The organism is Leifsonia sp. KNZ12-8B (genome assembly GCF_056755495.1).
Map to the genome: position 1 here is coordinate 20,725 of NZ_JBPGXM010000016.1, position 19,449 is coordinate 40,173.

Sequence of the window (19,449 nt, forward strand, 5' to 3'; positions counted from 1 at the left end):
CATGCCGCGCACACGCGACGAGATGGCGGCCCGCGCCGCCCAGGAGCTGGAGGACGGCTCCTACGTGAACCTGGGCATCGGCCTGCCGACGCTCATCCCCAACCATCTGCCGGAGGGCGTGCACGTCGTGCTGCACTCCGAGAACGGCATCCTCGGCGTCGGCCCGTACCCGTGGGAGGGCGAGGAGGACCCGAAGCTCATCAACGCGGGCAAGGAGACGGTCACCGTCCTCCCCGGAGCCAGCTACTTCGACTCGGCGACCAGCTTCGGGATGATCCGCGGCGGGCGCATCGCGACGGCCGTGCTCGGCGCGATGCAGGTCTCCGCGGCCGGCGACATCGCGAACTGGGCGGTGCCCGGCAAGATGGTGAAGGGGATGGGCGGGGCCATGGACCTCGTCAACGGCGCCGAGCGCGTCATCGTCGTGATGGAGCACGTCGCCAAGGACGGCAGCCCCAAGCTCGTCGAGCAGTGCACGCTGCCCCTCACCGGCCGTGGCTGCGTCGACCGGATCATCACCGACCTCGCCGTGATCGACGTGACCGACGACGGCCTCGTGCTCCGCGAGCTCGCCCCCGGCGTCACCGAGGAGGACGTCGTCGCCGCCACCGGCGCGCCGCTGACCATCGCCAGGGAGGCCGTGGATGCCTGAGCTGCGCGAGGTCGTCGTCTGCTCGCCGCTGCGCACGCCGGTCGGGCGGATGGGCGGCGCGCTCGCACCGCTCCCGGCGTTGGCACTTGCCGAGACGGTGCTGCGAGCCGTCGTCGAGCGCACCGGGATCGATCCGGCACAGGTGGAGGGCGTCATCGGCTCGCAGGGCTACCCGACGATGGAGGCGCCCGCCTTCGGCCGGGTCGCCGCGCTGAATGCGGGCTTCCCGGTGACCACGACCGGATACCAGCTGGACCGCCGCTGCGGCTCCGGCCTGCAGGCCGTGATCAACGCGGCGATGGAGGTGCAGACCGGCGCGAGCGAGGTGGTGATCGCCCTCGGCGCCGAGTCCATGTCCAACGCCCCGCTGTACACCGAGCAGGGCCGGCGCGGCCTCCCGCCCGGCGGCCTCCTGCTACACGACGCGCTCGCGCGCGGGCGCGAGACGGTCGGCGGGCGTGCGTTCCCCACCCCGGAGGGCAACGTCGGCTCGGCCGAGGAGCTCCGTCGCCGGTACGGCATCTCGCGGGAGGCGCAGGACGCGTTCGCCCTGCGCTCGCACCGTCGTGCGGTCGCCGCCCAGGACTCCGGAGCGTTCGACGACGAGCTGGTCCCGGTGACCGTGCCGGGCCGTCGCGGCGACGTGGTGGTGGATCGCGACGAGCACCCGCGCGCCGATACGACGATCGAGGCGCTGGCGGCCCTGCGCCCCATCCTGGGTCGCGACGATCCCGAGGCCACGGTCACCGCCGGCAACTCCAGCGGGCAGAACGACGCGGCGGCCGCGGCGATCGTCACCACTCCCGAGCGCGCCGCGGAGCTGGGGCTGACGCCACTGCTCCGGCTGCGCTCGTGGGCCGTCGCCGGCAACGATCCCCGGATCTTCGGGGTCGCGCCGGTCCCTGCCGCGGAGCGCGCGCTGCAGCGGGCCGGCCTGGGCTGGGGCGACATCGACGTGATCGAGCTCAACGAGGCCTTCGCCGTCCAGGTGCTCGCGTGCCTGGCCGACTGGGGCATCGATGCGGAGGACCCGCGGCTGAACCCGCGCGGGAGCGGCATCTCGATCGGACACCCGATCGGCGCGACGGGACTCCGGATGCTGGCGACCCTGGCGCACGAGCTCCCCGCCCTCGACGGGACGCTCGCCGTCGAGACCATGTGCATCGGCGGCGGGCAGGCGCTCGCCGCGGTGTTCGAGCGCGTCTGAGCGGCCCGGCCGACGCAGAAGGCGCCCCTCCGGATGCATCCGGAGGGGCGCCGTCGTGCGTGCGGGGATCAGTCCTCGCGCTGGAGCTTGATCGCGGCGAGTGCCTTCGTGTCGAGGCGTTCGCGGATCTCGGCGTAGCGCGCCTCCGTGATGCGGTAGAACAGCAGCGGCACGATCGCCAGGGCCGCGGCGATGGCCGGACCGATGTTGACCACGAGGTTGATGCCGTCGAGCACCGCAGGGGCCTGCTGGTGCGCAGAGGCGACGTAGCCGACGGCGCCGAGCAGCGCCAGGCCGACCGCGCCGCCGAGGGCGCTGGCGATCTTCGTCGCGAGGCTCGTCAGCGCGTACGAGGTGCCGTCGGTGCGGACGCCCGTCTTGTCCTCCGCGTAGTCGATGGCGTCCGACACCATGGCGAGCACCAGCGGGATGCCGTACGAGCTGAGTCCGTAGAGGGCCGTGAGCCCGATGACGACGCCGATGTCCTCCCACCCGGTGAGATACAGGGCCACGAGCACCACGGCCTGCGCCGCGAACGAGATCATGAGCATGGTGCGCTTGCCGAACCGGTGGCCCAGCCGCGAGAACACCAGGATGCCGACGACGGTCGAGAGCGGCGCCAGCGCCATCAGCACCGACACGAGCGCATAGTTGCCGACGTTGTTCAGGTAGTAGAAGAGCACCACGCTGATCCGGCCGAACAGGGAGGTCAGCGAGAGCACGAGCACGACGAACAGCAGCATCAGCTGGCCGTTGCCGAGCACGAGCCGGAAGGTCTTCGAGAACGGCACGCGCTCCTTGTGGACCGGCGTCACGACCTCCTTGGAGGTGGCGAAGACCAGGAAGAACAGCGGCAGGGCGGCGACGGCGAACACGGCCGCGGCGATCGTGTAGCCCTGCACGGTCGGCCGGCTGCCGTCACCGCCGCTGAACGCGAGGATGATCGGGAGGATCGCGATGCCGAGCACCACACCGCCGACGTTCGTGCCGATCATGCGCCAGGAGTTGAGCGAGACGCGGTCGGCGGTCCGCTCGGACATGACCGTGCTGAGCGCGCCGTACGGGACGTTGACGCCGGAGTAGAGCGCGCCGAGCAGGCCGTACGTCAGCACGGCCCAGATCACGGCGCCGATGCTCTTCCCGTCGAACGGGGCCGTGAAGGTGAGCACCACCATGATCGAGAGCGGGACCATGCCGTACAGGATCCACGGACGGAACCGGCCGAACCGGCTGCGCGTGCGCTCGGCGAGCGCCCCGATGAAGGGGTCGATCACGGCGTCGAAGACGCGGGCGACCAGGATGAGCACGGCGACCGTGCCCGCCGCGATGCCGACCATGTCGGTGTAGAAGACGGCGAGGAACGAGCTCGTGATCGTCCAGATGAACTGGCTGGCGATGTCGCCGAAGCCGTAGATGACCCGGGTGCGCAGCGGCAGCGCGGGGGCGCCTGCGACGTTTCCGTTCCCGGGGGCCGCGCTCGTCCGCTGGGACTCGCCGGTGGTTGTTGCCATTGGTGTCTCCGAACACTTCATCGTGTGCGGGACGCGGCCGTGAGGCCCGTCCCGCGCCGTAGGGGATGTGCGAAAACATATGTGGGAAAACGACAGAAGTCAACATAACTCAGACTGATGTGGTTTGGCTGCGCACCCGATCCCGTCTATGCTTCTTCGAGTCGGTCCGCCGTTGGACGCGGTCGCGAGAGCGATCCGGGCTGGAAACCCCGCGTCAACGTCTGAAGGACCGAACCATGTCTTCTGCTGCCTCCGCCCGCTCGCGCTGGGGGATCCTCGCCGTCGTCTCGCTCACCCAGCTGCTCGTCATCCTCGACGGCACCATCGTCGGCGTCGCGCTCCCGCGCGCCCAGGTCGAGCTCGGCATGTCCGACGGCGACCGCCAGTGGGTCGTCACCGGGTACGTGCTCGCGTTCGGCGCGCTCCTGCTGCTCGGCGGGCGCATCGTCGACTATTGGGGCCGCAAGCGGTCCTTCCTGCTCGGGATGGTCGGTTTCGCCGCGGCATCGGCCTGGGCCGGCTTCGCCCAGTCCGGGCTGGAGCTCCTCGGCGCCCGCGCGGTGCAGGGCGCCTTCGCCGCCCTCATGGCTCCTGCGGCCCTGGCCATCCTCACGGTGACCTTCCCCGGCGGCCGGGAGCGCGACTCCGCGTTCGCGATCTTCGGGGCCGTGTCCGGCGCCGGCTCGGCCATCGGCCTGCTGCTCGGCGGAGTCCTCACCGAGTTCCTCGACTGGCGCTGGTGCCTGCTCGTCAACGTCCCGATCGCGGCCGTCGGCGTCGTGCTCGGGCTGCTGCTGCTGCGCGAGAGCCGCGCCGAGGGCGACCGGCGCTACGACCTCCCCGGTGCGATCACGGTCACGCTGGGCTTCGGCGCCATCGTCTACGGGCTGACGCTCGCCGAGGCGCCCGAGAACGCGCTGCTCGCCGTGCTCGTCGCCGCGCTGGGCGTGATCCTCGTCGTCGCGTTCGTGCTGATCGAGCGCCGCAGCCGCAACCCGCTCCTGCCGCTGCGCATCCTGACCGACCGGATCCGGGCGGGCGCCTTCCTCATCCAGGCGCTGACCGGAGCGGTCATGATCGGCGCGATGGTCTACCTGAACTTCCACTTGCAGTTCATCCTCAGGCTGACGCCGCTGCTCGCCGGGCTCGCGACGCTCGCCATCACGGTGTCGATCATGGTCACCGTCCCGTTCGCGGCCCGGCTGCTCGGCCGCGTCGGCCCGCGCCCGCAGCTCGTCTTCGGCCCGGCCATCGCGGCGGTCGGTGTGGCGCTCCTGCTCAGGATCACCCCGGACGGCGACTACTGGACCCAGGTGCTGCCCGCCCTGGTCCTGCTCGGCGTCGGCATGGGGTTCACGTTCGTGCCGCTGCAGAACCTCGCGCTGCACGGCGTCGCCCCGCACGACGCTGGCGCCGCGGCGGCCACGGCCAACGCGGCGAACCAGGTCGGAGGGTCGATCGGGCTCGCTCTCGTCACCAACGTCTACGTCGCGGTCGCGGGAGGCTCCACCCGGCCCGCCGACATGGTCGCCGGATACCAGGCCGTGTTCGGGATCGGCGCACTCCTGCTGGCGCTGGCGGCGGTGCTGGCCTTCGTGCTGATCCGTCCGAAGCGCGCGGAGCAGCTGCACGAGGAGCCCCGCCCGGTCACCGATTCGGTGCGGGCACGAACAGAGCGAGCAGGTCGCGGATCGCAGCGACCGGTTCGATCTCGTCGGGCGAGAGCAGCGCTTGGAGGGCGACGCCGTCCTTGATGGCGAGGAGGAGGACCGCGACGGTCTCCGGCGGCCACTCCGCCGGCAGGTCGCCGGCCTCCTGCGCCGCCGTGATCGCGGTGGTCAGCTGGGCCCGCAGCCGCGGATAGAGCGCGGCGAAGTACCCGTGGGCCGCGTGCTCGGGGTTGGTCGCCTCCGCCGAGAGCACCGTGTACAACCGCATCACGCTCGGTGCCTCGGCGTTGTCCGCCACGATCTCGGTCAGCGCCTCGCCCGGCGTGCGGCTGCGCGCGATCGCATCGGCGAACCTCCGGCCGTCGAGCTCGTCGCGGCGTTCGAGGACCGCGGTCAGCAGCTCCTCCTTGCTCCCGAAGTGGTGAAGCAGCCCCTGCCGTGACACGCCGCAGGCCGTCGCGATGTCGGTCAGGGTGGCGTGCTCGAAGCCCGCGGTGCCGAAGGCGGCGACCGCGGCCTCGAGGATGCGCTCCTTGCGGGCGCGCCCCGGCGCGTACCCCTCTTCTCTGGTGCTCACAGCGGTAGCCAATCACGAAGAACAAAAACTTACGAGTGAGTAGGGATTCGTGCTAGCGTCCGGACACGCGGGCTCTGCGTCCCGCGCAGCCCTCAATGGAGAAAGGCACGGCCCACCGCACATGACCGACACGCTCAACGTGCTCATCCTCTCGGGTCACATGACCAGGGAGCACGACAACGAGTTCCGCAGCTTCCGCCAGCACAACGTCTGGCTGACCACCCTGCTCGAAGACACCGGCCGCTTCCGGGTGCGCGTGGTGGAGGATCCGCGAGGCCTCGGCGCCGAGATCATCGACAAGTACGACGCGGTGGTCGTCGTCTTCGAGGGACGCGACGGCTACCACGAGAAGGCCACCGGCTTCGGCGCGGAGACCGATGCCGCCCTGCTGAAGTTCGTCCACGACGACGGCAAGGGCATCGTGTGGTTCCACGGGTCGGCGGCGCAGGAGGACGACTGGGGCTACCCGGACGAGTACAACATCATGCGCGGCTCCCGCCTGACGGTGGCCGGCGGCCTCCGGCCCCGCCCGTGGGGCGAGGCGCAGCTCGACACCGTCGAACCGCGCCACCCGATCACCGAGGGCATCAGCGCTCGCTGGACGGTGACGGGCGACGACATCCTGACCGGGGTGGAGATCCTCGACGGCGCCCAGGTGCTCCTCACGACGTTCGACGACCTCGAATCGTACGAGAACGCGCCCGTGTGGCCGATGTCGCACTACCCGGTGGCCATCCCGGAGGAGGGGATCGCCGCGCTCCCCGGCATGAACACCGACCAGCCGATCGCGTGGATCAACGAGTACGGGAAGGGCCGCTCCTTCACCATCACGATCGGCCACGACATCGACACCTTCCGCCGCATCGAGTTCATCCGCATGTTCCCACGCGGCGTCGAGTGGGCGGCGACCGGCGAGATCACGCTCGACGGCCCGGATCGCCGCGGCGAGCGGCGGTTCCTGCCGTGGCCGTATTACAACCGGGAGGGGTGAGGGGCGGGGTGTCCCGCGCGGAAGCAGGCCGTGCGCCCGCCACACGGACGCACGGCCCCGTCGCCAGCCGTTGGCCCCCGCCGGCTGACGTGGTGAGCACACCTCCGGTCGCCCCTCGCGACGTGTCGGGTGTGCTCCTGCAGGGGGATGTCCGGACGGGCGGGTCCGGTTCCATCTGCGGGAGGGATGGTGCTCCGCGTCAGCTGGTCTCGCCGCGGACCAGCTCCACCAGGCTGTCGAGGTCGAGGTCCGCCCGTCGCGGCACCGGGTGGCGTGTGCGCAGCGACGCCAGCTCCTGGACGAGGTGGTCCATGAGCGCCGGCTGGTTCACGAAGACCGTGCTGAGCCGGGGCTGGATCAGCTGCCCGACCGCCGTTCTGTCGACGCCGACGATGGTGACGTCTCGGGGGATGCGGAGGTCGAGGGCTCTGGCCGCGGCCAGGACGGCGATCGCGACGTCGTCGTTGTAGCAGCAGATGCCGAGCGGGGTGGCGCCGGCCTCCTCCACGAGCCGGCGGAGCGCCGCGGTGGCGCCAGCTGCGTCGAGCGGGATGCGGGCGGTCAAGGGAGCATCGAGACCGCGCTCGCGCGCCTCCCGCTCGATGCCCTCCAGGCGCGGCGGGCCGAACGGGTCGAGACGCTTGTCCTCGAGGGCCGCGTACACCAGGCGGCGGTGGCCCCTCCGCAGCAGCTCGCCGACCTGGAGGCGGCCGATGTGGATGTCGAGCGGATCGGGATCCGTGCCGTCGGCGATCGGCATCCGGCGCGGGAGGACGTGCGTCCCGATGGCCTCGATGCGTTCGCGCTGCTCGGTGCTCAGCACTCCGAAGTCGACGACGGCCGTCGGCCGCAGATCGAGCACCGAGGTGACGGTGGAGTCGTCGCGTGCGGTCGCGAAGCGGACCACGACGCTCATGCCCTCTGTGGCGGTGGCCCCGGCGATCCGGTCGACGGAGTCCTGGAGGTGGGGCCCGAACGTGGCGTTGGGGACGACGATGACGACGATGTCGCTGAGGCCGGTGACCAGCGCCCTCCCCGCCCGTGAGGGGCGGTAGTCGAGAGCTTCTGCCGCCGCCTGGACGCGTGCGCGGGTCGCCTCGGGGAACCGGTCGTCGCCGTTGAGGATCTGGCTGACCGTCGAGCGGGAGACGCCTGCACGTGCCGCGACGTCCTTGCTCGTCGCTCGCCGCGTGGGACGCGCATCCACCGTCATGGTCCCAGTCTGCCACACGCTATTGACACGTGACACCGGCGCCATCTACGGTAGTGGCGCGTGTCACTGACACGTGACACCAACCGGTATGTGACCGGTCCCACTCTTGACGAGGGAGTCAACAATGGCGAAGGATTCCACCCGCACGTCGGCTGAGCAGCAACGAGCGGCCGTCGCGCTGAGCGCCGAGGAGTCGCTGACCGCCTCGCTGGCCGCGACCGCGGTCGGGCAGGCGGTCGGCGACACGAGCGGCCAGCGGCTCACGATCCGCGAGCGCCTCGCATACGGTGTCGGCGACATCGGCGGGAACCTGATCTTCGCGCCGATCTCCGCGTTCCTGCTGTTCTACTTCACGGACACGGTCGGCATCGGCGCCGCCGTCGCCGGCACCCTGCTCCTGTTCGGGCGGGTGCTCGACGGGACGATGGACCTCATCATCGGCACGCTGATCGACAGGACCTCCACCCGATGGGGCAAGGCGCGGCCCTGGATCCTGTTCGCGACCCCGGTCGTGGTGATCTCCTTCATCCTGCTGTTCAACATCCCCGCCGGGCTGGGGACGGGCGCGAAGGAGATCTACGCGTTCGTCATGTACTTCATCTGCCTGGGCGTCGGCTTCGTCGGGTCGAACCTGGCGTACCACACGCTGCTCTCGGTCATCACCAGCAGCTCGACGATGCGGGTGTCGCTCACCGTCATCCGGACGTTCTTCGCCCTCGTCACCACCCTGGTCGTGAACTTCGTGACCATCCCGGTCGTGACGGCGAACGGCGGCGGGCAGGGCGGCTGGACGCTCATCTCGATCGTCTACGGCGCGATCTCGGCCGTCACCTTCCTGATCGTGTTCTTCGGAACCAAGGAGCGCGTGAAGGGCACGATCACGCAGGACGACGGCAACAAGCTCCCGCTCCGGACATCGCTGGGCATCCTGCTCCGCAACCCGTACTTCTTCCTCGCGTTCGCGTTCTTCCTGCTCAACTACATGCTCACCGGCACGGCAGGAGTCGGCGTCTACTACGCCAAGGACGTGCTCGGCGACCCGAACATCTACAGCTTCCTGGGCCTCGTCCAGCTGCTCCCGCTGATCGTCGGGCTCTGGTTCATGCCCGCGATCATCGCCAGGTTCGGCAAGCGCAGGCTCATCCTCGTCGGCGTGGTCGTCACCATCCTCGGCGCGGTCATCTCGCTGATCGACCCCACGAATCTCACGCTCGTCATCGTCGGCGGCCTGGTCCGCGCGGTCGGCGGCATCCCGGCCGCCGCCGGCCTCTTCGCCCTGGTGGCCGACGTGGTCGACTACGGGGAGTGGAAGAGCGGATACCGCCTCGACGGGATGACGTACGCCGCAGCCACCGCCGGGCAGAACTTCGGCGCCGGTCTCGGCGTGGCGCTCGTGGGCTGGCTGCTGGCCGCCGGCGACTACGACGGCCAGGCATCCACTCAGCCGGCGTCGGCGGTGAGCATGGAGATCTTCCTCTACCTGTGGCTCCCGCTGATCGTCGCCGTGCTGATGGGCGTCATCATCTGGTTCCTGAACATCGACAAGAACCTCTCGCGGATCCAGCGCGATCTCGCGGCCCGCCGTGCGGAGAAGTCCGCCGGAACGACCACCCCTGCAACCCCGGAGGAGACCCGATGAAGCGCACCACGTTCAACGACGGCTGGCAGTACCGCCGCGCGGTCAACCCGTTCGCCGAGCTCGGCGGGGCGAGTGCGCCCTACGTGGACGCGGTGGTCCCGCACGACGCGCTCATCCACGAGAAGCGCGACCCCGCCGGAGACGGCGCCGTCGCGTACTTCCCTGCCGGCGCGTACCAGTACCGGAAGACCTTCCTCGCCCCGGCCGATCTCGACGACGCGCGCGTGGTCCTCGAGTTCGAGGGTGTCTACCGCGATGCGACCGTCCACATCAACGGCGCCTTCGCCGGCCAGCGGCCCTACGGGTACTCCGGTTTCACGATCGACGCCGACCGGTTCCTCCTCGCCGGCGAGGAGAACCTGATCGAGGTCGACTGCCGCCAGGGGGAGGACTCCCGGTGGTACACGGGCGCGGGGATCTACCGCGACGTCTGGCTGCACGTCGGGCCAGCCGTGCACCTCCCCGTCGGGGGCGTGCGGGTGAGCGCGGACGACATCGACGCCGAGGGCGCGGTCGTCGAGGTCGATGTGACCGTCGCGAACGCCGGCACCCGGCGCCAGACCGTTGATGTCGCCGTGGAGCTCCTCGACGCCGACGGAGCGACGGTCGCCGGCGGATCCGTGCCGGTGACCGTGGACGCGAACGGGGAGTCGCGCAGCCGCCAGCGGCTCTACGTCGCGGCCCCGCGGCTGTGGAGCGCCGAGAGCCCCGCCCTCTACAGCGCGCGGGTGCAGCTCGCGGCGGACGGGTCGACGATCGACGACAGCTCCGTCTCGTTCGGCATCCGGAGACTCCAGGTCGACCCCGTGCACGGGCTGCGGGTCAACGGGAGGACGGTGAAGCTCCGCGGCGCCTGCGTGCACCACGACAACGGGATCCTCGGCGCGGCCACGTTCGCCGATGCGGAGGAGCGCCGGGTCCGGCTGCTCAAGGAGGCGGGCTTCAACGCCATCCGCTCGTCGCACAACCCGATGAGCGTCGCGATGCTCGAGGCGTGCGACCGGCTCGGGATGTACGTGATGGACGAGACCTTCGACGTGTGGACCTCGAACAAGATGCCGCACGACTACTCCCTCCGGTTCGCCGAGTGGTGGGAGCGCGACGTCGAATCGCTGGTGAGGAAGGACATCAACCATCCGTCCGTCATCCTGTACTCCATCGGCAACGAGATCCCGGAGACCGGCTCGCCCGACGGCGGTCTCACCGGCCGCGCGCTCGCCGAGAAGGTGCGCGATCTCGACCCGACCCGGTTCGTCACCAACGCGGTCAACGGCATGCTCGCCGTCATGGACGACCTCAAGACCCTCGCCGCGCAGCGGGGGGAGGACGCGGACGAGGGTGTCGGGATCAACACCCTCATGGCCGGCCCCGGCGAGTTCATGAACCAGATCGGTGCGTCGCCGCTGGTCACCGAGAAGACCGCCGAGTCCTTCGGAGTGCTGGATGTCGCGGGCATGAACTACCTCGACGCCCGCTACGTCATGGACAAGGAGCTGTTCCCCAACCGGGTGATCGTCGGAACGGAGACGTTCCCGACACGGATCGACCACAACTGGGCGCTGGTCACGGCGAACGATCACGTCATCGGGGACTTCACCTGGACGGGATTCGACTACCTCGGGGAGGTGGGCATCGGGCGCCCCAACCACCTCGAGGAGGGTGAGACCCCGAGCCTGAGCGGGCCGTATCCCTGGATCGCCGCCTGGTGCGGAGACCTCGACCTGGTCGGCGGCCGCCGTCCTGCCTCCTACTACCGCGAGATCGTCTTCGGACTCCGTCGCGAGCCCTACATCGCGGTGTGCCGGCCGGGGAACGAGGGCAAGACCTTCGCGGCGGGCCCGTGGACGTGGAGCGACAGCATCGCCGGCTGGACGTGGGACGGTCACGAGGGCGCCCTCCTCGCGGTCGAGGTCTACAGCGATGCGGATCAGGTGGAGCTCGCCCTGAACGGGGAGGTCGTCGGCGTCGCGCCGGCCGGCCCCGACCACCGCTACAAGGCCGAGTTCGCCGTGGCGTACCAGCCCGGCACCCTCACGGCCACCGCCATCCGCCAGGGCCGCCGCGCCGAATCGTGGGCGCTCGTCAGCGCAGGGGCTCCTGACCGCCTGGCCCTGAGAGCGGAGGAGGGCGGTCGAGGCGACCTGGCGTTCATCGGTGTCGCCGTCACCGACGCCGAAGGCCGGACCCACACGAGCGCAGACCAGGCCATCACCGTCCGTGTCGACGGGGATGGGGTGCTCGCGGCGGTGGGCAGCGGCAACCCGGCGCCGAGCGGCGGATACGACGGACCGGATCAGGAGACGTTCGACGGCGCGGCCCTCGTCGTCATCCGCCGGACCGGCTCTGGTCCGGTGCGGGTGGAGGTGGAGGCAGCCGGGGGCGTCGCCGGCGCGACGGTGGAGCTGGGCGCCGAGTAGTCGCGATCAACCCGTCACCCCATCGGCACCGTCTCACCCGTCGCCTGCCCCCGCTCGTCGAGGAAGTGCCCGAGGTGCTTCACCGTCCGCAGGACCACCGAGCGGTCGGCGATCGTGACGCCGGGGAGGCGCTCCTCGATGATCGCCTCCAGGCGGTTGACGTCCTGGAGGGTGCGCAGCCAGACGGCCATGATCACGTTGTACTCGCCGACCGTCGTGACGACCAGCCGCACCTCCTCCATGCGGCCGAGCTGGGGTCCGACCGAGGCGACCATGGAGGCGGGGACGCGGAGGAAGTACCAGGCGTAGACCGGCCAGGGGGTCTGCGCCCGCGCGATGTCGACGCGGATGACGAGCCGGCCGGAGGCACGCAGTGCCGTGATGGCGTCCCGCACCTTGCGCGGTGCGACGCCCGAGCGTTCGGCGATCTCGGCGATCGGCGCGCGTCCGTCGATGGCGAGCTGCTCGGTGAGCGAGGCGAGCTGCTCGGCCGCGAGGCGGGGCATGGGCGTGGCGGCGCGGCGGTCGGCCGACTCGACCGCGGCGACCTCCGTGCGGGAGAGCGCCCGCAGCCTCCAGTTGCGCGCGTCCGCGACCGGCTGTGAGACCAGGTGGGTGCGCATGGAGCGCACGCCCGCGATCGACCGGATGCGCTCCAGCGTCCAGGTGCTCAGCTCCGCCGCGTCGTGCGTGATGAGACTGACGAGGATGTCGCGTCCGCCCGCGGTGAGGTCGATGGTGAACGCCTCGCGGTCGGCCGCCAGCGCGGTCGCCACGTTCAGCGTCTCGCCGGGGATGCACTCGAACTCGATCAGCGACAGCAGCATGTTGGCCGTGGCGCCGTACCCGGTCGCGTACACGAGCCCGTCGTCGGTGAGCCGGGCCCAGCGTCGCGCGAGCGTGACCGGGTCGGCCCCGACGATCGGGGCCAGCGCCGCCCACGACGCCCTCGGGGCGATCTGGACGGCGTGGATGAGTCGCTGATCGAGATCCGTCAAAACCGAATCCTGCGCCAAGGGGGAGTTTTCGACCATTTTCCTGCATTCATCGCCGGGGGAATCGTTGCCTTCATATTCTCGCCCGAACACTTCCCCCCAGAGCAAGGAGCCTCTTGTGAACCATCGGGCACCATCCGTCACCGCCCCTCCCGCGTCGTCGCGCGCGGCCTTCCGTGGAGTGGTCGGCTTCCTCGTCGTCATGGAGCTCGGCAGCGGCATGCTGCAGGGCTGGTATCCCGTGCTGCTGTCGGCGATGGGCACAGAGTTCAGGGTCAGCGCGGCCACGCTCAACTGGGTCAGCGCGGGCTACATGCTCGCCACCGTCGTGTTCGTCCCGATCATCGCCAAGCTCGGCGACCGGTACGGCCACAAGCGGATGCTGACCGTCTCCGCCGCCCTGGTCGCGCTCGGCTCCATCGTCGTCGCGATCGCCCCGAACTTCGGGGTGCTGCTCCTCGGCCGGGCGCTGCAGGCGCCGCTCGCCGCCTTCCTCCCGCTGGAGTTCGCCATCGTCCGCGACCGCGACGAGAAGTCCTCCGGCCGCTCGATCGGCAAGCTGGTCGGCGCGCTCACCTTCGGCGCGGCGCTCGGCGCGCTCGGCGCAGGGCTGCTGTTCACCGCGACGGCCAACCTCCGGCTGGTGCTCTGGGTCCCGGCGATCTTCCTCGCGATCTGCGTCCCCGTCGTCGCGTTCCTCGTGCCCGAGTCGAAGACGCGCGCGACCGGGCGCATCGACTGGGTCGGCGCCGCGCTGCTGGGCGTCGGCCTCCTGGTCGCGCTCGGCGGAATCTCCAACGCGGCCACCTGGGGCTGGGCGAACCCGGTCACCTGGCTGGTCATCCTGGTCGGCGTCGCACTCGTCGCCGCCTGGGTCGCCGTCGAGCGCCGCGTCGCGCATCCGCTCATCGACCTCCGCGTGCTGACGAAGGGAGGCGTCGGCCTGCCGATCGTGATCGCGTTCCTCTTCGGCGCCCAGCTGTTCGGCAGCCAGACCGCGTCGACCGTGTACCTGCTCTCCGACCCGGCGACGGTCGGGTTCGGACTCGGCGTCTCGGCGGGCACCGTCGGGATCGTCAGCCTCGTCACGGCGCTCGCCGCCTTCGTCGCCGCCACCCTGGGCGACCGGCTGGCCACGCGGATCGGCGCCCGGCTGGCCCTGGTCGTCGGCGGGGTCCTGGTCATGGTCGGCTACCTCGCCCTGATCGCCTGGTCCACGTCGCTCGGGCTGGTCGTGGTCGCGATGGTCCTCGGCGGCCTCGGCAACGGCGTGCTCATCGCCGTGCTGCCGACCATCGTGGTCAAGCGCGCGCCCGCGGACTCCGTCGGCATCGCCTCGGCGCTCTACAACACCTCGCGCACCGCCGCGGGTGCCGTGGCCGGCGCGCTGTTCGCGCTCGTCATGGCCAGCTTCCTCACCACCATCGGCTCCGGGTCGACGGCCGTGACCACGACCTCCTACGCCGGTTACGTCGCGGTCTGGGCGATCTGCGCCGCGATCGGTCTGGCCGTCGTCGTCCTCTCGCTCCTCATCCGCGAGCCGCGCACGGCGAGCACCGCGGGCCACATCGAGACCGAGCCCGAGCCCATCACCGCAGTACCGACCACCCTCGCAACAGGAGAGACCGCATGACCATCACCGACACCGCATCCAGCACCGGCACCGGGCTGGAGGACGCCAAGCGCACCGTCGAGGCGGCCATCCGCGCCGCCGGCCCCGGTCTGGTCGAGCTCAGCCACGACATCCACGACCACCCCGAGACGGCGTTCCAGGAGCACTACGCCGCAGGAGTCGTCGCCGCGGCGCTGCGCGAGGCCGGCTTCACGGTCGCGACCGGGGTGTACGGACTCGACACGGCGATCGAGGCGACGTACGGCGACGGCGAGTTCGTCGTGACGGTCTGCGCCGAGTACGACGCCCTCCCCGTCATCGGGCACGCGTGCGGCCACAACATCATCGCCGCGGCCGGTCTCGGCGCCGCGCTCGGCCTGGCCGCCATCGCCGACGACGCCGGCATCACCGTGAAGCTGCTGGGCACGCCCGCGGAGGAGCACGGCGGCGGCAAGGTCGTCATGCTGGAGGCCGGGGCCTGGGAGGACGCGACCGTCTCCCTCATGGTGCACGGGGCTCCCGGGGTGGACATCCGCTGCGACGCCTTCACGAGCCAGGCGGTGGACCGGCTGCGGGTGACCTTCCTGGGCCGCCCGGCCCACGCGGCGGCCGCGCCCCAGAACGGCGTGAACGCCCTGGATGCCGCGACGATCGCGCTGACCGCCGTCGGCCTCCTCCGCCAGCAGCTCGGCCGCGGCGTGCGCGTCGCCGCGATCATCACCGAGGGCGGCGACGTGACGAACATCATCCCGGCCCGCACGGTGGTCGACCTCGAGGTGCGCGCCTTCGACCTCGACGAGCTGACGGACGCCCGCCGCCGGGTGCTCGCGTGCTTCGAGGCCGGGGCGCTCGCCTCCGGCTGCTCGTGGGAGTACGTGCGCACCGAGCCGCGCTACGCCAACCTCCTGCAGGAGCCGCTGCTGGCGACGGCGTGGAACGAGGCGCTGACCGAGCTCGGCCGAGAGCCGCTGGTCCTCGAGGGCGGCGCGACGGGAGGCTCGACCGACATGGGCAACGTGTCGCAGGTCGTGCCGTCCATCCACCCGGGCATCGCCGTCCGCGGCTCGGTCGCCCCGCCGCACACGGCGGAGTTCGCGGCCGACGCCGTGACCCCGGAGGCCGACGTGGCGGTCGTCGACGCGGCGATCGGGCTCGCCTGGGCCGCGGTGACCGCGGCGCTCGACCCGGAGTCGCGCGCCGACCTGCTGGCGCGGCAGGCCGCGCGACCGGACGGCGCGACCCGGGTGCCCGCGAGCGAGGACTGAGCACGACGTGACCGACCTCTCGATGGGGACGACCCGGACCGCCGAGCGCGGCCCGGGTCGTCCCGGTGTGTACACCTCGGCGCTGGAGCTCTTCTCGATCGGGATCGGGCCCTCGTCGTCGCACACGGTCGGGCCGATGCGCGCCGGCCTGGACTTCGCCCGGCGGGCCGCCGCGACGCCGGGCATCGTGCGGATCGAGGCGACGCTGTACGGCTCCCTCGCCGCCACGGGACTCGGCCACGGGACCCCCGACGCCCTCGTCGCGGGGCTGGCGGGGCTCGAGCCCGAGACGTGCGACCCGGCCGCCGTCCGCGGCGCGTGGTCGGAGCATGCCGACGGCGCGCCGCTCCTCCTCGGCGGGGTGCGTCCCGTGGCGTTCTCGACCTCGGATGTGGGCTTCGAGCCGTTCCGGCGCGGGCTCGAGCACCCGAACACCCTCCGGCTGCTGGCGCGGGCGGACGGCATCGGCGAGCCCGTGCTGGAGGAGACCTACTTCTCGATCGGGGGCGGCTTCATCCGGCGTCGCGGCGAGGGCGTCGACGCGCCGGCCGCCACCTCGGGCCCGGTCTTCCACGACGCGAGCAGCCTGCTCGCCCTGTGCGAGGGCGGCCGCTCGATCGCCGATGTCGCGTGGCAGGCGGAGACGGCGCAGCGGTCGCCCCGGCAGGTCGAGGACGGTCTCGACGCGGTGTGGGCGGCGATGCGCGCCTGCATCGACGCCGGGCTCCGCACGGAGGGGACCCTCCCGGGCGGCCTCGCCGTCCAGCGCAGGGCCGCGGGGATGCGAGCGCGGCTCGACGCCGAGGGCAACCCGGCGTCCCCGGGCTGGCTGCAGGCGTACGCGCTCGCCGTGAACGAGGAGAACGCCGCAGGCGGCCGGGTCGTGACCGCGCCTACGAACGGCGCAGCGGGCATCCTCCCCGCCGTGCTGCAGCACTGGTGGAGCACGACGCCGGATGCGAGCGACGCGGGCGCCCGCACCTTCCTGCTCACCGCCGCGGCCATCGGCTCCGTCATCAAGGCGAACGCGTCGATCTCCGGTGCCGAGGGAGGCTGCCAGGCCGAGGTCGGCTCGGCCTGCGCGATGGCCGCCGCGGGCCTCTGCGCCGTGCTCGGCGGCACGCCGCAGCAGGTCGAGAACGCCGCCGAGATCGCGATGGAGCACCACCTCGGCCTCACCTGCGACCCGATCGCCGGACTCGTGCAGATCCCGTGCATCGAGCGCAACGCCGTCGCCGCGAGCACGGCCGTCACCGCCGCCCGGCTCGCCCTCCACGGCGACGGGAGCCACATCGTCTCCCTCGACGCGGTCGTCGAGACCATGCGCCAGACCGGCGCCGACATGAGCGACAAGTACAAGGAGACGAGCCGCGGCGGGTTGGCGGTGAACGTGGTGGAGTGCTGAGGCGTCAGTACGCCAGCACGCTCACCCGGTCCTTCCCGCGGTCCTTCGACTGGTACATCGCCTTGTCGGCGACGCGGAGCAGCTCGGCCTCGTCGAGGAGACGGGCGGGGCCGGTCGAGTGGACCGTGACACCGACGCTGGCGGTGATCGTGCGCTGCCAGCCGGCGGCGCTCAGCGGCTGGCGGATCGCGACGCGGATGCGCTCCGCGACGATCGCGGCCTGCTCCTCGTCGGTGTCCTGGCACACGATGATGAACTCGTCGCCGCCGTAGCGGCACACCAGATCCTCGCTGCGGACCGCGCCGCGGAGCCGGGCGGCGACCAGCTGCAGGACCGTGTCGCCCGCGGTGTGGTCGAGCTCGTCGTTGATGGACTTGAAGTCGTCGAGGTCGACGAAGATCAGCGCGAGCGGGTGCCCGTGCTCGAGGGCGGTCGTGACGCTCTGCGTGATGTGGCTGCGCAGCAGGACCCGGTTCGCGAGCCCGGTGAGCGGGTCGTGCAGGGCGAGCGCGGCGAGCTGGGCCTGCAGCTGCAGCCGGGCCAGGGTCTGCGCCGCCTGCCGGCAGAGCGCGCGGGTCAGCTCCAGGAGGTGGTCGTCGAGCTCCGGCTCGCGGGCGAAGTAGCAGGCGAGGGTGCCGATGAGCTCGGTCCCGCGCAGCAGCGGAGCGACAAGGAGCGACTCCAGGCGGGCCGCACGGAGCGCCGCGACGGTCGCCGGGTCGTCGGTGATGGCGGAGGCGGAGTCGATGCTCCAGATCAGGATGTCGGTGGCGACGGCCCCCGCGGCGGGCAGGCCACCCGGGAGGAGCGCGGCGTCGAGCGGCACGGTACCGCCGGCGAGGCGCGGCTCATGGCCGGCGAGGAACACGGCGGCGGCGCTCGCGTCGAGTCCTGCGCGCGCACTGTCGGCGAGGGCCTGGGCGACCGACTCCACGGTCTCGCTGTCGCCGAAGGCCGTCGTCGCGTTCTGCAGCACCCGCGTGCGCGTCTCCGAGCTCTCGGCCGACCGGCGCGCGCCGAGCAGCTGCCGCTCGTAGCCCTGCCGCTCGCTGGCGTCGAAGATGGCGAGATGCGTGACGGGAGCTTCCCGGCTCCGGTCGACGACCGCGTTGACCAGGACGGGGATGGCGGCGCCGTCGGACGTGCGGAACGAGAGCGCGACCTCCCGCACCTCCCCCTGGAGGCTCAGCACGGGGAGGAACCGCGTCTCGTAGAAGATGCGCCCGCCCGGCTCCAGCCAGGCGGTCAGCGGCGTCCCGACGACCGCTTCGCCGCCGCGACCGATCCACCGGGCGAAGGTGGCGTTCGCCCGGGCGATGCGGCCGTCCTCGGTCAGCGTGACCAGACCGCAGGGGGCCCGGTCGTAGAGGTCGTCGGCGCTGAGGTCGTCGGCGCTGAGGTCGTCGGCGCTGAGGCCGGCGGGCGCGACGGTCGGCCTGTCGCTCATCCCAGGTACGCCCTGATCGCGGCGGCGAGTTCCTCCGGGCCCGACAGGTTGGGGCAGTGGCCCTTCGCCGCGAGCTGCTGGAACACGCTGCCCGGGATGTGCTCGGCGACGTACCGGCCCACCGGCTGGGGTGCGATCACGTCGTCGTCGCACTGCAGCACGAGGGTGGGAACAGTGACGTCCGGGAGGTCGCGGCGGTTGTCGGAGAGGAACGTCACGCGCGCGAAGTGCGCCGCGATCGCCGGGTCGGTGCGGCAGAAGCTCTCGGTGAGCTCGGCGCCGACCTCGGGGTGCTCGGCGTCGCCCGCGATGATCGGCGCCATCGTCTCCGACCAGCCGAAGTAGTTCGCGTCGAGTGCGTCGAGCAGGCCGTCGATGTCCGCTCGCGTGAAGCCGCCGACGTAGCCGGCGTCGTCGATGTAGCGCGGCGACGGACCGACGAGGACGAGGGAGGCGAAGCGCGACGGGTCGCGCGTGGCGGCGAGCACGCCGATCATCGCGCTGACCGAGTGCCCCACGAAGACCACATCGCGCAGGTCGAGGGTCTGGACGATGTCGAGCACGTCGTCGGCGTAGCCGCCCAGGGTGTCGTACTTGCCGCGGTCGTACGCGGAGACATCGGACTCCCCGGCGCCGACGTGGTCGAACACGATCACCCGGTGGTCGCGCTCGAAGTGCGGCGCGACCCTGCGCCACATCTCCTGGCTGCAGCCGAACCCGTGGGCGAAGACGATGGGCCGTCCGGCGGGATCGCCGCTCTCGCGCACGTTGTTGCGTCGAAGAACGTCGACAGCCTCCACCGGTTGCGCCATCACAGGTCCTCTCTGCTTCGCAGAGCCGCAGCCCCC

General features: G+C 71.6%; 15 protein-coding genes. 9 read left to right on the forward strand and 6 right to left on the reverse strand.

Annotation, left to right across the window (positions count from 1 at the left end; translation table 11 throughout):
- Position 1: 1 nt before the first annotated feature.
- Both ACR9ZG_RS04395 and ACR9ZG_RS04400 read left to right on the forward strand, forming a co-directional pair.
- A complete protein-coding gene (locus tag ACR9ZG_RS04395) occupies positions 2–652 on the forward strand; it encodes a CoA transferase subunit B (RefSeq protein ID WP_481283607.1) in 651 nt (216 codons plus the stop codon).
- Positions 645–1,859, forward strand: coding sequence for an acetyl-CoA C-acetyltransferase (locus tag ACR9ZG_RS04400; protein ID WP_481283608.1), 1,215 nt, complete (start codon positions 645–647; stop codon positions 1,857–1,859). The genes ACR9ZG_RS04395 and ACR9ZG_RS04400 overlap by 8 nt, the downstream gene beginning before the upstream one ends.
- Before the next feature lie 68 nt (positions 1,860–1,927).
- Here ACR9ZG_RS04400 and ACR9ZG_RS04405 read toward each other — a convergent pair whose 3' ends face one another.
- A complete protein-coding gene (locus ACR9ZG_RS04405; RefSeq protein WP_481283609.1) occupies positions 1,928–3,370 on the reverse strand; it encodes an MFS transporter in 1,443 nt (480 codons plus the stop codon).
- Positions 3,371–3,606: 236 nt separating this feature from the next.
- On the opposite strand from ACR9ZG_RS04405, the gene ACR9ZG_RS04410 reads away from it, so the two are divergent.
- Positions 3,607–5,124, forward strand: a complete 1,518-nt coding sequence (locus ACR9ZG_RS04410; RefSeq protein ID WP_481283610.1) for an MFS transporter — start codon at positions 3,607–3,609, stop codon at positions 5,122–5,124.
- Here ACR9ZG_RS04410 and ACR9ZG_RS04415 read toward each other — a convergent pair.
- Positions 5,018–5,617, reverse strand: coding sequence for a TetR/AcrR family transcriptional regulator (locus tag ACR9ZG_RS04415; protein ID WP_481283611.1), 600 nt, complete (start codon positions 5,615–5,617; stop codon positions 5,018–5,020). The two genes, ACR9ZG_RS04410 and ACR9ZG_RS04415, sit on opposite strands and share 107 nt — an antisense overlap.
- 121 nt (positions 5,618–5,738) lie before the next feature.
- On the opposite strand from ACR9ZG_RS04415, the gene ACR9ZG_RS04420 reads away from it, so the two are divergent.
- Positions 5,739–6,608 carry a ThuA domain-containing protein gene (locus tag ACR9ZG_RS04420; protein ID WP_481283612.1) on the forward strand — a complete coding sequence of 290 codons (870 nt, stop codon included), beginning with the start codon at positions 5,739–5,741 and terminating at the stop codon, positions 6,606–6,608.
- Between the two features lie 199 nt (positions 6,609–6,807).
- Here ACR9ZG_RS04420 and ACR9ZG_RS04425 read toward each other — a convergent pair whose 3' ends face one another.
- Positions 6,808–7,821 (reverse strand): LacI family DNA-binding transcriptional regulator, encoded by a 1,014-nt coding sequence (locus ACR9ZG_RS04425; protein WP_481283613.1) that lies wholly within the window; start codon positions 7,819–7,821, stop codon positions 6,808–6,810.
- Between the two features lie 124 nt (positions 7,822–7,945).
- On the opposite strand from ACR9ZG_RS04425, the gene ACR9ZG_RS04430 reads away from it, so the two are divergent.
- Positions 7,946–9,460, forward strand: a complete 1,515-nt coding sequence (locus ACR9ZG_RS04430; RefSeq protein ID WP_481283614.1) for an MFS transporter — start codon at positions 7,946–7,948, stop codon at positions 9,458–9,460.
- Positions 9,457–11,877 carry a glycoside hydrolase family 2 TIM barrel-domain containing protein gene (locus tag ACR9ZG_RS04435; RefSeq protein ID WP_481283615.1) on the forward strand — a complete coding sequence of 807 codons (2,421 nt, stop codon included), beginning with the start codon at positions 9,457–9,459 and terminating at the stop codon, positions 11,875–11,877. The genes ACR9ZG_RS04430 and ACR9ZG_RS04435 overlap by 4 nt, the downstream gene beginning before the upstream one ends.
- Positions 11,878–11,891: 14 nt before the next feature.
- Here the strand turns inward: ACR9ZG_RS04435 and ACR9ZG_RS04440 are convergent, their stop codons facing one another.
- On the reverse strand, positions 11,892–12,875 hold the full coding sequence (locus ACR9ZG_RS04440) for an Lrp/AsnC family transcriptional regulator (RefSeq protein WP_481283616.1): 984 nt from the start codon (positions 12,873–12,875) through the stop codon (positions 11,892–11,894).
- Between the two features lie 115 nt (positions 12,876–12,990).
- Between ACR9ZG_RS04440 and ACR9ZG_RS04445 the strand changes: the two genes are divergently transcribed.
- The 3 genes from ACR9ZG_RS04445 to ACR9ZG_RS04455 are packed head-to-tail and all read left to right on the forward strand — an operon-like array spanning position 12,991 to position 17,154.
- A complete protein-coding gene (locus ACR9ZG_RS04445) occupies positions 12,991–14,505 on the forward strand; it encodes an MFS transporter (protein WP_481283617.1) in 1,515 nt (504 codons plus the stop codon).
- On the forward strand, positions 14,502–15,749 hold the full coding sequence (locus ACR9ZG_RS04450; RefSeq protein ID WP_481283618.1) for an amidohydrolase: 1,248 nt from the start codon (positions 14,502–14,504) through the stop codon (positions 15,747–15,749). The genes ACR9ZG_RS04445 and ACR9ZG_RS04450 overlap by 4 nt, the downstream gene beginning before the upstream one ends.
- 22 nt (positions 15,750–15,771) lie before the next feature.
- Positions 15,772–17,154 (forward strand): L-serine ammonia-lyase, encoded by a 1,383-nt coding sequence (locus tag ACR9ZG_RS04455; RefSeq protein WP_481283627.1) that lies wholly within the window; start codon positions 15,772–15,774, stop codon positions 17,152–17,154.
- A gap of 4 nt (positions 17,155–17,158) precedes the next feature.
- Here the strand turns inward: ACR9ZG_RS04455 and ACR9ZG_RS04460 are convergent, their stop codons facing one another.
- Entirely contained in the window at positions 17,159–18,601 is a 1,443-nt protein-coding gene (locus ACR9ZG_RS04460) for a GGDEF domain-containing protein (RefSeq protein ID WP_481283619.1), read from the reverse strand.
- Complete coding sequence (locus ACR9ZG_RS04465) at positions 18,598–19,413, reverse strand: alpha/beta fold hydrolase (protein WP_481283620.1); 816 nt, start codon at positions 19,411–19,413, stop codon at positions 18,598–18,600. The genes ACR9ZG_RS04460 and ACR9ZG_RS04465 overlap by 4 nt, the downstream gene beginning before the upstream one ends.
- Positions 19,414–19,449: the final 36 nt, after the last annotated feature.

Coding starts and splice junctions, on each gene's coding strand:
- ACR9ZG_RS04410 (WP_481283610.1), top strand. CDS start 3,607: ATGTCTTCTGCTGCCTCCGCCCGCTCGCGCTGGGGGATCCTCGCCGTC.
- ACR9ZG_RS04400 (WP_481283608.1), top strand. CDS start 645: ATGCCTGAGCTGCGCGAGGTCGTCGTCTGCTCGCCGCTGCGCACGCCG.
- ACR9ZG_RS04450 (WP_481283618.1), top strand. CDS start 14,502: ATGACCATCACCGACACCGCATCCAGCACCGGCACCGGGCTGGAGGAC.
- ACR9ZG_RS04460 (WP_481283619.1), bottom strand. CDS start 18,601: ATGAGCGACAGGCCGACCGTCGCGCCCGCCGGCCTCAGCGCCGACGAC.
- ACR9ZG_RS04425 (WP_481283613.1), bottom strand. CDS start 7,821: ATGACGGTGGATGCGCGTCCCACGCGGCGAGCGACGAGCAAGGACGTC.
- ACR9ZG_RS04430 (WP_481283614.1), top strand. CDS start 7,946: ATGGCGAAGGATTCCACCCGCACGTCGGCTGAGCAGCAACGAGCGGCC.
- ACR9ZG_RS04465 (WP_481283620.1), bottom strand. CDS start 19,413: ATGGCGCAACCGGTGGAGGCTGTCGACGTTCTTCGACGCAACAACGTG.
- ACR9ZG_RS04455 (WP_481283627.1), top strand. CDS start 15,772: ATGGGGACGACCCGGACCGCCGAGCGCGGCCCGGGTCGTCCCGGTGTG.
- ACR9ZG_RS04405 (WP_481283609.1), bottom strand. CDS start 3,370: ATGGCAACAACCACCGGCGAGTCCCAGCGGACGAGCGCGGCCCCCGGG.
- ACR9ZG_RS04420 (WP_481283612.1), top strand. CDS start 5,739: ATGACCGACACGCTCAACGTGCTCATCCTCTCGGGTCACATGACCAGG.
- ACR9ZG_RS04435 (WP_481283615.1), top strand. CDS start 9,457: ATGAAGCGCACCACGTTCAACGACGGCTGGCAGTACCGCCGCGCGGTC.
- ACR9ZG_RS04395 (WP_481283607.1), top strand. CDS start 2: ATGCCGCGCACACGCGACGAGATGGCGGCCCGCGCCGCCCAGGAGCTG.